Consider the following 12,878-nt stretch of genomic DNA (forward strand, 5'->3'; position numbering starts at 1 on the left):
GCGGGCCATGCAACGCTATCGGCACATATCCACCCTGCCCCTGCTTTGCGCCTTCGTGTTCAGCGCGCTCGCGCTGAGCAACGAATCGCTGGTCATCGCCGTGGGCGGGTTCAAGCTGTCCTCCTTCGACCTGATATTCGTGGCGATCGTATTCGTCAAATTCCTGCGGCTGGCAGACGGTCAGGCCTATACCCTGCCGCCGCCGCGCGTGGCGGTGCTGATGGGGCTGAACCTTCTGGTCACCGCCTACCTGCTGTTCAAGGCGCCGCCGCCGCCCGGTATCGAGACCGGCGACGTCGCGCGCGACCTGCGGATCGTCTTCTACTTCCTGGCCACGCCGTACCTTTGCTACAAGGACATCGACAGCTTGGAGGCCTACCGCAAGCTGCAATGGACCATCGTCTTTTCCGGGATGACGGTGTCTTCCCTGATGCTGATCAAGCAGCTGATCGGTTTCAGCACGGTCGACCCCGTCCGCGACGTGAATCTGGGCATCTGGATCCTGCCCATGTCCATCGTCTCCATCCTCTATTTCCGGGAAGAACTGGGCTTGAAGTCGCGCACAGCCTATCTGTTCATGATGTTCATGTTCCTGGCCCTGGTGTTCTCGCTCAATCGAAGCCAGTACCTGCAGCTGGCGCTGACGGTGACCATCGCCGTGCTGCTGGGTGCGCGCGTGGGCGCGTTGCGCAAGGCCACGCTGCTCTTCGCGCCGGCCATCATCGCCGGACTGCTCGTGTTCTATGCCATCGGCTACCTGGACGTCCTGGCGCAACGCGTGCTCACGGTGGAAACCCTGGACGAGGACTCCAGCTACGGCGCACGCGTGCAGGAATACGAAGGGCAGATGAAGCTGTGGCGGGAAAAGCCGATGTTCGGACACGGGGCCGGCTTCCGCAGCTGGGTGATGGGCGAGGAAGGGTTCGAACTGAGCACCTTCGCGCACAACTCCTGGGCTTTCTACCTGATGAAGTTCGGCATCGTCGGGACGGCGATCATCATGGGTCCGTGCCTGCTGCTGATGCTCATGGCCCTGGGGCGCCGCTACGGCGACCCGGCCCTGGAGATGCACCGCCGCTATCTGATTGCCGGCGCCCCGATCTACATCCTGATCGACTCGATGTCGGGCGGCCTGGCCTATGCGCCCAAGACGGCGCTGACCGGCTTTCTCCTGTGCTACTGCCTTTCCCTGCTACGCAACTATCGACCCATGCCTTCACCATATGCCACGCATGTGGGGCCGATCGCGCCGGTGCAACCTGTCGCACCCGCCTGGCCGCCCCGGCGCGACCCGCGCCCGACCGTTCCCGGGCCGACGCCCGGCAAACCCGCCTTTCCGAGGTTGCCGCACCATGGTTGATATTCTGTTCGTCGTCCCCGATCTCCACCGCGGCGGCGTAGGCCGGTGCGTGTACTTCATGCTCGAGGAGCTGCCGCGGCACGGCCTGACGACGTCGCTGTTCTGCATGCGCGAAATCGAGCACGAGTTCGCGCCCACCAAGGCCCGGGTGACGCGCGGCATTGCCCGCAAGATGGGCAACCGCGCCATGCAGCTCGCCGCGCCCTGGGGGCTGATCCGGCTGCTGGCGACCATCCGCCGCGAAAAACCGGCGGTGGTGTGCTCGCATGGCTTGTTCTGCAACATTCTGGTGGCCGGGGCGCGCCTGCTCAGCCCCGGCAGCTTCCGTTCCGTGGCGTTCGAACACAACAGCCCCTCGGCGCATTACCGCGCCACCAGCCTGGGCGGCCTGAAGCGGCTGATGCTGCGCCTGTGCTACGGCGCCCACGACGACGTCGTGGGCGTCTCGCGGGGCGTCGTCCGGGACCTGGTGGCGATGGTGCCGGCATTGCGCGACAAGTGCCGGCACATCTACAACGGCATCCCGCTGGACGACGTGCGGACGCAAGCCAGCGCAGCCACCCCCATCGTGGCGCGCCCGGGCAAGATCCACGTCGTCTCCGTCGGGCGGCTGGTGCCCAACAAGGGATTCAAAACGCTGATCGAGGCCGCGCACCTGCTGAACGACCCCGACATCGTGTTCACGATCATCGGCGAAGGACCTCAGCGCCAGGAACTGGAAGCCATGATCGCGCAGCGGCAGCCGGCCTCGACGGTGCGGCTGGCCGGCCACGTGGACAACCCGTTTCCGCTGCTGGCCGACGCGGACATCTTCGTATCGGTGTCCGAGCGCGAGAGCTTCGGCATCGTCCTGGTGGAGGCGCTCTGCCTGGGCGTGCCCGTCGTGGCGACCGACTGTCCCTCGGGTCCGGCCGAAATCCTGGAGGACGGCAAGTTCGGCGAGCTGGTGCCCGTGGGCGACGCGGCCGCGGTGGCCGAAGCCATCCGGTCCCTGGTCCGGGACGCCGCGCGGCGCGAGCACCTGTCCGACCTGGGCCCGCAACGCGCCGAGGACTTCTCCCTGGAACGCCACTGCCGCAACGTCGCCGATCTCTTCCAGCCGTTGCTGCGCAAGCATGCGCTGGACCGCGTAGGAGCACGCACATGAACCGCATCCCGGTTTCCGTCATCGTCATGACGAAGAACGAAGAGCGCAACATCGAAAAATGCCTGCGCGCCCTGGCCGACTTCGACGAGGTATTCGTGGTCGACTCCGCCAGCACGGACCGGACCGTCGAAATGGCCTCCCGGCTGGGGGCGCGTGTGGTGCCCTTCCAGTGGAACGGCAGGTACCCCAAGAAAAAACAATGGTGCCTGGAGAACCTGCCCTTCAGTCACGACGTGGTGCTGTACGTGGACGCCGACGAGGTGATGACGCCGGAGCTGGCGCGCGAGATCGGCGACTGCCTGCCGCGCTTCAGCCAGGGCGCCGGGGGGGCCTTCGTCGGCTTCGACTATGTGTTCTGCGGCCGGCGGTTGAATCACGGGCATCGCGTGTACAAGCTGGTGCTGCTGGCCCGCGACCGCGCCCGTTTTCTCGACTACAACGATCTGGACGTCGCCAACATGTGGGAGGTCGAAGGCCACTACCAGCCGCAGGTGGACGGGCAGCTCTTCCTGCTCAGGAACCGCATGGCGCACCACGACCACGACGGGCTTTACCACTATTTCGACAAGCACAACCGCTATTCCGACTGGGAAGCCAGCCTGCGGGTCAAGGGCCTGCTCAACGATCCGCGCGAGGCCAACATCGGCCTGCGCGGCGCCATGAAGCGCATGTTCAATGCCATGCCCTTCAAGGCGCCGGCGGCGTTCCTGCATTGCTACGTGCTGCGCCTGGGCTTCCTGGACGGCAAGGTGGGACTGGACTATGCCGTGGCGCGCGCGATGTACTACTGGCAGATCGGCTTGAAGTCGCGGGAACTGAAAGCCGCGATGGCCGCTGCCACCCCGGGCGGCGGCACTGAGCCCGTGCGCGACGGGACCCATTGAGGACGAGTGCCATGGACACTTTTCAGCGGCTCAACCAGTTCCAGATGCCGGCCGGTTTCCGAGGCCGCAATGCCCTTTACGTGCAGCTGTGGTGGATGGTGCAGAGCACGGCGTTCCGGTACTCGCCACAGTTCGCCTACGGCTTCAGGCGCTTCCTGCTGCGTCTGTTCGGGGCCAAGGTGGGGTGCAAGGTGCTGGTGCGCGCCAGTGCGCGCATCACGTACCCATGGAAGGTCAGCATCGGGGACTACTCCTGGGTGGGCGATGACGTGGTGCTCTACAGCCTTGCGGACATCCGTATCGGCCATCACGCGGTGGTCTCGCAGCGCAGCTACCTGTGCGCCGGCGATCACGACGCCGCCCTGCCGGAGTTCCCGATCCGCGGCCGCCCCATCGTGATCGAGGACGGCGCCTGGATCGCCACCGACGTCTTCATCGCGCCCGGCGTCACCATCCACCAGAACGCCGTCGTCGGCGCACGCAGCTCGGTGTTCAAGGACATGCCGCCGAACATGGTATGCCACGGCACGCCCTGCCGGCCGGTGCGGCCACGCGTGCGGACGGGCGTATGAAGATCGTCGTCTACGGCATCAACTTCGCCCCCGAGCTGACCGGCACCGGCAAGTACACCGGCGAAATGGCGGCCTGGCTGGCCGCGCGCGGACACCAGGTCACCGCCATCGCGGCGCCGCCCTATTACCCCCAATGGCGCGTCCACTCGGGCTATCGGGCCGGCCGTTACGCCAGGGAAACTTGGCAGGGCGTGACGGTGCGCCGGGCGCCGTTGTGGGTGCCGGAGCGGCCGGGCGGAGCCAAACGGCTGTTGCACCTCGCCACCTTCGCGCTATCGAGCTTGCCGCTGCTGATCGCCAGCGCGGCGCGCCGCCCGGACGTCATCATCGTGGTCGAGCCGCCGCTGTTCTGCGCGCCTGCGGCGGTCGCGCTGGCGCGGCTGTGCGGGGCGCGCGCATGGCTGCACATCCAGGACTACGAAGTCGATGCCGCCTTCGAGCTGGGCCTGCTCAAAGGGAAAGGCCTGCGCCGAGCGGTCGGCGCGATGGAGCGCTGGCTGATGCGCCGCTTCGACCGCGTCTCCACGATCTCATCGCGCATGCTGGCCCGCGCGCGGGACAAGGGGGTCGATGAAACGAGGCTCATCCTGCTGCCCAACTGGATCGACGTGGCGGGCGCCCGCGCCGGCCGCACCGCGGCCGACTATCGCGCGGAACTGGGCATACCGCCCGACGCCATCGTGGCCATGTACTCGGGCAATATGAACCGCAAGCAGGGGCTGGAGACGCTTGCGGAGGTGGCGCGGCTGCTTGCCCGCCGCCGGGACATCCATTTCGTGTACTGCGGCGACGGTCCGCAGCGCGCGGAACTCGTGAACCGCTGCGCGGACCTTCACAACGTCCATTTCCTGCCCCTGCAGCCCGCGGAACGGCTGCCGGCGTTGCTGGCCGCGGCCGATATCCATTTGCTTCCTCAGCGCGCGGGCGCGGCCGACCTGGTCATGCCTTCCAAGCTCACCGGGATGCTCGCCAGCGGCAAGCCGGTGATCTGCGGCGCTGCGCCGGGCACCGAGCTGGCCGCCGTGGTTTCCCAGTGCGGGCGCGTCGTTGCGCCGGAAAACGCCCGTGCAATGGCGCGGGCCCTGCTGCGCCTGGCCCAGTCTCCGGCGCTGCGCCGCACGCTGGGCGACGCCGCTTTGCGCTATGCGCAGACCCAGCTCGATACCGAAATGGTCCTGGACCGCTTCGAACGCCAGCTTATCGCGCTGTGCGCCCCCGGCGCCGCGCTGCACGGCACGCCCTGAAGGGCTGCGCCGAAGCGTGAGCTTACCCGCCCCGCGGGCATGATCACGCGCCGCCCCGCGGCGGTGGAAGACCCGCCAGCCCCACCACCGGCGGCCGCGCCATCAACCGGGGGGCTCTTCCCCGCGCTCATCCTTCAGCAAGCCTTCCTGCACGGCGATGTAGGCTGCCTCGGCCTGGTTGCGCGCGTTGAGCTTCCAGTACAGCGTGCGTGCATGGCTTTTCACCGTCGCCACGGATATACCGATCTCACGGCTGATTTCGCGCATGGTGCGGCCCTTGGCCAGCAGCCGCAGGATCTCTTCCTGGCGCGGCGTCAGCATGCGTATGGCCGCGTGGCCGCGTCCCGGCATATGCGGCGCCGACTGCGTCGCTTCCACGATCGTGCGTGGAAAACACTGCCCGCCTGCGAGCACCAGGTGCACGGCCGCGGTAATCGCTTCCGGCGTGGACGATTTCGGCAGCAGGCCGCAGACGCCGCCGCGCGCCGATTCCATCAGGAAGCGGGGATCCAGCGCGTCATGCAGCACCAGGGTATGGCGCGGCTGGAGCAGGGACATGGAAGTGGAGAGCATGTGCAGGTCGTTGTCCGTCATGCCGGTGATGCCGAGGACCAGCAGCTCTACCGGCCGCGCAAGAGACAACGACATCTCGTTCAACTTCTGCGGCGCCATCGCCATGACGCTTTCTGGACTGCGTGCCGTTTCCAGGATGTGCTGGATGGCGATGCGCAGAATGGCGTATTCCTCGATCAGGACGGTAGTCATTCGCCGGGAGCCTCTTCACGATGTGCGGAGCGTCCCGGCAACTCACACGGGATCGGATCGATCACGGCTCGCTCGGGAACGGCCTGTGGCATCGTAGCAGCGGCGCGTCCCTGTGACTCTCCGTCGTGCGGATGACGGCCGACGTATGGTGCCGCGAACGTCGAAAACCCAATGAAAAAAGCAAGCCGCGACGACGTCGACAGGCTTGCTTTTCCATGAACCCGCGTGGGTCCTCGCGTCGCTAGATCCGGTTGCGCTCGTAGTTGGATCCGTTCGCGCCTCCTGCATCCCAATCGAGCGTCGCGCCGCGCTGCAAGGCCGTATATACCGCTTCGCCCTTGTTCTTTACCTGCAGCCGCTGATACAGCGTGCAGGCATGCGTCTTGGCCGTCGCAACCGAGATATTGAGCATGCGGCTGACCCTCTTGATGGGATAGCCGCGCGACAACAGCACGAGCACCTCATACTGCCGCGGAGTGATCTTCAGAAGCTGCGCCCCTGCCGTAATGGGCATCGCAGATTTCGGTGCGGGGGCGGTGCGATGATCGGCATCGCTGGCCGGGGCCATGGCGCTGGCGGCGGGCATGTGGTGCACCGCCGGCGCAGGCGTCTCGGCGGTCGAGGCGGCCTGCGCCATCTGTCCGCTCGGGAAGCACTGGCCGCCGGCCATCACGAGCCTGATCGCGGCCTCCAGCACCTCGATCGAAGCCGTCTTCATGAGGCACCCGTGAATGCTCCCCTCCGGCAGACGGGACAACGCCTGCATCGGCATGTTGTCCACCAGCAGGAGGATGCGTTTGGGCGCGAGAACCCTGCGCACGTCGGCCAGAGCCTGCCAACCGGTTTCGGTTTCGATCGGCAGACCGAAAATCAGCAATTCGGCACCGCGGTTTTGTTCCGCCGCTTCATCCAGATTCGCCAGGTCCAGCCCGACGATTTCCCACACGCCTTCAACCTTGCCCAGAATTTGACGCAAGCCCAGCCTCAAGAGTGGATGAGCTTCGATCAAGACCATTTTCGACATAGCTTTCCCCATAGGACATCATCAGATGCAACGAGAGTGCAGCAGTGAATGGTACGTAGCGCAAACACACGGCGGTTTAGTTTTCTTGTTCGGTGTGCCTGCCGACCGCATGGACGAGATGTTGGCGAAACCGACCGAAACTTGAGTAGTCATCGTTTGGATGACGCACTCATGTTATGGGCAGGCTTTGGCAAAATCAAGCTTCTCCAATCGACATAAACCGACAGGAAGCGAAGTCATCCGTTAGTATCAATCAACGAACCGCCGCCAGGCTTCCTGATTTTTTCCACATCAATAAACAGCCGCGCCGCGCTGGTTTAAAACCGGAACTAAACAGGTTTTGAATGGAGTCTACCTGCAAGCGTTTGCAAGCGATGCAGCACGAGTTGAGACGTCATGTTGAGCTCCTGTGGCTTTATTCATGCGGGTTTACAAGGGGGAGCGGCGGTACGCGGCTACTGCATTGTGCGGACCGCCGCATTAATGCCGCTGGCGCGGAACGGCGTGCGCCAGAGCTACCTGCGGTAACGCTTGTCGGTATTTGTTATTCCATAAATGCAAAGTCGAAGACCGTATGGCCGCCGTGATGATGCCAATGGTGCATCGACGCGAAAGGTTTGCGCAGGAAATTCGGATAGTGCACCGGCCCGTCCGCTTCCCGGTACGTCTGCGGCGTCAATACCTCGATACGGTTGAGCGATACGCCCTTGCCGTAATGGAGAAACCCCTGCGTCTGGGCGCAGCGGATCACGGTGCCTTCGGGCGTCATGATCATGCCGGCGTTGCGCGCCTTCACAGGGCTGTTGACGATGGGATTCAGCGCATGGGGCGTCCAGACCGTGGCGTCGGGGCGGTCCGCATGAAAAGCGAACAGCTCGTCGCAATGGCTCACCCCATCCGTGCGGTCGATATTGGTAAAGAGCCACCAACGCCCGCCGTAAGGGAAAACGATGGTATCGACCGCCGAAATGTTATTCATCAGGGTCGCGTGCAGCTCCCACTTGAGCGGAAATTCGCGGCATTTCCACAATTCTATGGTTCGGTTACCGCAGGTTTCCGGGACCATATAGGTCCCGCCCTCGAACTCGAATATGAAGGGGAAACTGAGGTGGTATGGTAGATCCAGCACCACGCCCAGAAAGCGGAACGCCCCATCGATATAGGTGGCCACCGAAATCTTGCCCTTCCGCTCGCGGAAATAATAATCCTCGAAAAATATGTAGGGCTGGCCGTCGCGGGTGTAGACGAAGGGGTCCGCGAAGAAGCGCCCCTTGGGCGGCACCAGCACCGCGGCGTCGGAGGTGACCACCTCCTGCCGGCCGGTCGGGCACATGCCGATGCGCCAGCGGACATTGCGCTTCATGGCACGGCGCAGCACCATGCTGGAAGCCAGCCACGCCTGCCGGGCCAGGTAGGCGGCGCCGTCCCATTGCGCCGGGCGCGGCCTGGTCATCGCGGTATGAATCTGCAGCGACGATGCGGGCTGGCGACGCCGTTCCGGCTGGGCCAGGGCTGACAGCATGTCGAACATCATCAGGTTGCCAAGGCTCAGCGCCCGCGCCCGGTTCTTCAGCCAGAACACTTCGGTGTTGAAGCTGCGCGAATCGAGCAGCTCGTCGGCCTGCTCGGTTGCCCCAAGGCGCCACAGCTTCACGGTGGTATGGTCCGCGCGCTGGTAGACCTCCCAGAATCCCGCATGCTCGACATCGCGCTGGTCCTTGAGGTCCGAGTGCACCGGCATCCAGACGCCATGGGTGGGCAACGACGCGAACTGGCCGCGTACCGCGGGCGCGCCCAGAACCAGGACGACGTCCAGCCGCAACGCCATGAGCGCCTGCAATTGATCCGGATCGGACGCCACCCGCCCGCCCGGTCCCGCCTGCACGTCCAGCTCGAACAGCGGCGTCTGCTCGGGAAGCGACGCCCGCAGGTCTCGCGGCTCCAGCTGGGCGCGATGCCGCGTTTCGAGCATCCGGCTCTCGAGCCTGGCGACGGTACCCAGCGGATCACGCGTCCACGGGAGCGCGCGGGTGCTGTCTGGCTCGTCGTCCCGGGCGACGATCAGGGCCGCGACGTGAAAGTCATGCTCACGCGACAGCCACTTCGCAACTTCGTGAATCCACCCCGCCTGTTCCGTGGCATTCACGAGCAACGCAACGGTCTTCTTGTCCATGTCCTATCCGTATCGAGCGTTCACGTCATACCTACTGACGGGGAGATAGTGCGCGCAGTAATGCGTGAGCTCCAGAATGCGTTCACCCTAGGACGGACGAGCGATCACCTCGTTGCGGATTTCTAGGTCGAAAGCACGGCCCTACATCTATCGATGTACAGGTCCTGCCTCCAAGGTTGTCGACACGCAGGCCGCCGCCGGCAGGGAGAACTCGAAGACCGCGCCGCGTGCGCGGCCGGGCGCCAGCCGTATCGTGCAGCCATGCAGTGCGAGCATGCGGTGCACCGTCAGAAGGCCGAAGCCGCCAGCCTGCTCCCCACCGGCCCTCCACGGAGAAACGCGCTCGAACAGCCCGGCGCGCAGCGGTTCGGGAATGCCCGGACCGTCATCGCTCACGCTCACCTGAACGGCGCCATCGGCGGGCGTCATGCAAACGTCCACGCAACCGCCCGATGGACTATGCCGGATGGCGTTGTCGAGCAGGTTGGTCAGCACGCGTTCGGTCATGCCGACATCGGCTTCGACCGCTGGGAGGTTTCGTTCGAAACGGGCATTCAGCCGTATGCCGCGGGCTTGCGCCGCAAGCTCGAACTTCTGGAAGACGTCCTGCACGAGATCCGGCAGGACGAAGGTTTCCCTGTCCGGCTGGATCAGGCCCGACTCCAGCCGCGCCAGGTCGAACAGGGACTGCGCCAGCCCGCCAACCTTCCGGCTTTGCGCCAGCGCCACCTCAAGATAGCGGCGGCGCTCCGCGGCGGCCAGTTTATCGGCCTTCATCAGCAAGGTTTCCAGGTAACCGTGCAGGGACGTCAGCGGTGTTCGCAAGTCATGCGAGATATTGGCGAGCAGCTCGCGCCGCTGCTGATCCTGCCGGTTGAGCTCTCGCCATTGCTCGGCGATGCGCGCCGCCATCTGTCGGAAGGCCTGCTCCAGCACGACGATCTCGTCGCCGCCGGCGCCCGCCACGGCATGCGCGGGCGCGGCTTGCAAGGCGGCAGTGGCGGCCGCCTCGTTGCCATCGAAGCCGCGCACGGCGGCGGTCAGCCGGCGCAGGGGCCGCGTAATCAGGCCGAAGGCTACCAAGCCGGCGATCAGACAGCACAGCGCCACGAGCCCGAGCGACAGCAGCGTGGTGCGCATGACGCTGCTTGCCGCCAGCGGCGCGGCCACCGCATCCCGGCGTTCGCCTTGCAGGACGACGTACACATATCCCTGCTCGCGGCCCTCGACCACGAGCGGCGCCGCGCTGAAGACCTTGCGGCCCGTCTCGCTGCGCGGGTCGTCGCCGAAAATGGGCAGCGGCTGGCCGGCAAGCAGCCGGCGGACCGGATGCAGGTCGACGCGATCGCGTTTGACGTGTCCCGGCGGCGCCGCATCGGCCACGATGCGGCCATCGGCCGACAGCAGGTAGACCTCCACGCTGGGATTCACCGCCATCAGTTTGTCGAACAGCTGGCGCACCGCGTCGCGCCGCAGCCCCTCCGCATCCATGAGCGGCGCGCTATCGGCGATATGCTGCGCCAGGCCGCTGGAAAGCCGCTGCACGGCTTCTTCCTCGCGCAGGCGGCTGGCGCCGATCTGCAGCCACGCGGCGGCGGCCGTACACGCCGCCAGCAGCAGAGCGAAGACCAGCGACAGCCGCTGGGACAGGCTCAGGCGGCTCACGAGGGATTCCCTTCCGGTGAAGGCGCAAAGCGGTAGCCCTTGCCCCACACGGTGAGTATGCGGCGCGGGTCCGCCGGATCCGCCTCCACCTTCAGGCGCAAGCGGTTGATATGGGTGTTCACCGTATGTTCGTAGCCGTCGTGCCGGTAGCCCCACACATGATTGAGCAGGTCCATGCGTGAAAATATCCGGCCCGGATGACGCGCGAAGAAATACAGCAGGTCGAACTCGCGAGGCGTCAGGTCCACCGCCCTGCCATCGATCGAGGCCTGACGCGCGATGGGGTCGATGCGCAAGCCCGCCGCCTCCAGGACGCCGCCTTCCAGACGCGCATCGCGCGCCAGCGCCTCCACCCGGCGCAGCAGCGCCTTCACGCGCGCAACCAGTTCCAGCATGGAAAACGGTTTGGCCAGATAGTCGTCGGCGCCCAATTCCAGGCCGGTGATGCGGTGGACCTCGCTGGACCGGGCGCTGGTGACGATGATAGGCGTGTAGCGCGTCATGGCGCGCGCGCGCCGGCAAATCTCGAGGCCATCGACGCCCGGCAGCATCAGGTCGAGCACCAGCACGTCCCAGCCGCCGCCTTCGAGCAGACGCAGCCCTGCGCCGCCATCGGCGGCATGGACCACATCGTAGCCTTCGTCCTTCAGGTGCAGGCGAAGCAGCTCGGCGATATGCGCGTCGTCCTCGACGATGAGGATGCGTTTCGAAGCAGTCATGGCGGATGTCGCAGAAGGGGCGAAGACCGCCCCACGGCGGCTATTTTCGCCCACGCATCCGTCATGGCGGCCATCTGGCCGCCGATTATCACGATTTATTTAGATCCGCCGGTCCGCCGCGATCGCGGCCAGCACGGCCAGGCCGCCGAACAGGCCGATGCCCCACAAGGTCCCGGTCTGCAGGATGCCTGCGCCCGCGGCGCTGCCGGCGGAAAAGCCCAGGTACATCGTGGAGGTATTCAGCGACAGGGCCACGGGGGCCTGGGCCGGCGCGCCGGCGGCAATCAGGCGGGCCATCTGCGCGGGGAAAAACCCCCATACGCTGACGCCCCACACGACGATGGCAACCGGTACCAGCACCGAAGCGGCGGCCCTGGGCAGCCCGGCCCCCGCCAGGGCCAGTGCCCAGAAGGACAGCGCCAACAGAATGAGCGTGACGGCGACCACACGGCGCGCGCCGAAACGGTCGGCGAACGCGCCTCCGCTCATGACCCCTATCGCCGCCGATACGCCCCACAGCGATACCGTCGCGCCGATACCGGCTTCTCCATAGCCCAGCACGCCGGTCAGGTACGGCGCGATAAACGGGTAAACCGCGTAGGCGCCGATGGCCCAGAACAGCGTCACCGCCAGAAGCCGGCGCACGGCGGCCTGGCCGATGACGCCCACGCGCTGCGTCAGACTGGCCACGGGCAGCTCCTTGCCCGCCTGACGGCTCACGCCCAGGACGACGCCGGCACAGGCGACGATGCCCATCGCCGCCACCGCGAGGAAGGTCGACCGCCAGCCGAACGCGTGCCCCACCAGCGCGCCGAACGGCAGGCCCAGCGCGATGGCGATGGTCACGCCGCCGCTGACGATGGCGAGCGCGCGGCCGCGCCGCGCCGGGCCCGCAATCGCGCCCGCCAGCGCAGTGGCGTTGGGCACGTACAGCCCCGCGGCGACGGCCATCATCAGGCGCGCCGCGAGCAGCACGCCGAACCCGCTGGAAAACGCGGCGACGATATTCGCAAGGGTGAACGCCGCCATGGCGGCCGCCAGGGTGTCGCGCCGGTTGAAGCGCCCGCTGAGCAGCGTGGTCAGCGGCGAGCTGATCGCCAGCGCCAGCGTAAAGACGATCACCAGGCTGGCGGCCGCGGGCACGCCCATGCCGAGATCGGCTGCCATTTTCGGCAACAAGGGCGCGATCATGAATCCCTCGGTGCCGATGGCGAATGTGCCAAGCGCGAAGAAAAGCGCGGGAACCAGCGTGCCCGCGGGCGGGGCTGCTTCCACTGCGCCCGGCTCGGCGGCCGCAACGCTATCGCTCATGATGAATCTCCTGT

The 12,878-nt window shown here is 66.1% G+C and carries 11 protein-coding genes; 5 read left to right on the plus strand and 6 right to left on the minus strand.

Annotation, left to right across the window (positions count from 1 at the left end):
- Positions 1 to 7: 7 nt before the first annotated feature.
- From CAL13_RS15330 to CAL13_RS15350, 5 genes are read left to right on the plus strand one after another with little or no spacing between them, the layout of a single operon-like run.
- Complete coding sequence (locus CAL13_RS15330; protein ID WP_086058161.1) at positions 8 to 1,360, plus strand: O-antigen ligase family protein; 1,353 nt, start codon at positions 8 to 10, stop codon at positions 1,358 to 1,360.
- Entirely contained in the window at positions 1,353 to 2,507 is a 1,155-nt protein-coding gene (locus CAL13_RS15335) for a glycosyltransferase (protein WP_086058162.1), read from the plus strand. Before CAL13_RS15330 ends, CAL13_RS15335 begins: the two co-directional genes overlap by 8 nt.
- Positions 2,504 to 3,391 carry a glycosyltransferase family 2 protein gene (locus tag CAL13_RS15340; RefSeq protein ID WP_086058163.1) on the plus strand — a complete coding sequence of 296 codons (888 nt, stop codon included), beginning with the start codon at positions 2,504 to 2,506 and terminating at the stop codon, positions 3,389 to 3,391. The genes CAL13_RS15335 and CAL13_RS15340 overlap by 4 nt, the downstream gene beginning before the upstream one ends.
- A gap of 11 nt (positions 3,392 to 3,402) precedes the next feature.
- Positions 3,403 to 3,963: a putative colanic acid biosynthesis acetyltransferase gene (locus tag CAL13_RS15345; RefSeq protein WP_086058164.1), complete on the plus strand. Its 561-nt coding sequence runs from the start codon at positions 3,403 to 3,405 to the stop codon at positions 3,961 to 3,963.
- The gene (locus tag CAL13_RS15350; RefSeq protein ID WP_086073677.1) at positions 3,960 to 5,207 is read left to right on the plus strand and encodes a glycosyltransferase WbuB; all 1,248 of its coding nucleotides are present in this window, start codon (positions 3,960 to 3,962) and stop codon (positions 5,205 to 5,207) included. The genes CAL13_RS15345 and CAL13_RS15350 overlap by 4 nt, the downstream gene beginning before the upstream one ends.
- A 102-nt stretch (positions 5,208 to 5,309) precedes the next feature.
- Here CAL13_RS15350 and CAL13_RS15355 read toward each other — a convergent pair whose 3' ends face one another.
- The 6 genes from CAL13_RS15355 to CAL13_RS15380 all read right to left on the minus strand — a co-directional run bounded on the left by CAL13_RS15355 (position 5,310) and on the right by CAL13_RS15380 (position 12,864).
- A complete protein-coding gene (locus CAL13_RS15355) occupies positions 5,310 to 5,972 on the minus strand; it encodes a helix-turn-helix transcriptional regulator (protein WP_086058165.1) in 663 nt (220 codons plus the stop codon).
- A gap of 241 nt (positions 5,973 to 6,213) precedes the next feature.
- Positions 6,214 to 6,996 carry a response regulator transcription factor gene (locus CAL13_RS15360; RefSeq protein ID WP_086072852.1) on the minus strand — a complete coding sequence of 261 codons (783 nt, stop codon included), beginning with the start codon at positions 6,994 to 6,996 and terminating at the stop codon, positions 6,214 to 6,216.
- A 544-nt stretch (positions 6,997 to 7,540) separates the two neighbouring features.
- Entirely contained in the window at positions 7,541 to 9,169 is a 1,629-nt protein-coding gene (locus tag CAL13_RS15365) for a glucosamine inositolphosphorylceramide transferase family protein (protein ID WP_086072853.1), read from the minus strand.
- A 147-nt stretch (positions 9,170 to 9,316) separates the two neighbouring features.
- Positions 9,317 to 10,834, minus strand: a complete 1,518-nt coding sequence (locus tag CAL13_RS15370; RefSeq protein WP_086072854.1) for a sensor histidine kinase — start codon at positions 10,832 to 10,834, stop codon at positions 9,317 to 9,319.
- Positions 10,831 to 11,553, minus strand: coding sequence for a response regulator transcription factor (locus CAL13_RS15375; RefSeq protein ID WP_086072855.1), 723 nt, complete (start codon positions 11,551 to 11,553; stop codon positions 10,831 to 10,833). Before CAL13_RS15375 ends, CAL13_RS15370 begins: the two co-directional genes overlap by 4 nt.
- 99 nt (positions 11,554 to 11,652) lie before the next feature.
- The gene (locus CAL13_RS15380; RefSeq protein ID WP_086072856.1) at positions 11,653 to 12,864 is read right to left on the minus strand and encodes an MFS transporter; all 1,212 of its coding nucleotides are present in this window, start codon (positions 12,862 to 12,864) and stop codon (positions 11,653 to 11,655) included.
- Between the last annotated feature and the right edge of the window lie 14 nt (positions 12,865 to 12,878).

It is taken from the genome of Bordetella genomosp. 9 (assembly GCF_002119725.1).
GTDB lineage: Bacteria > Pseudomonadota > Gammaproteobacteria > Burkholderiales > Burkholderiaceae_B > Bordetella_C.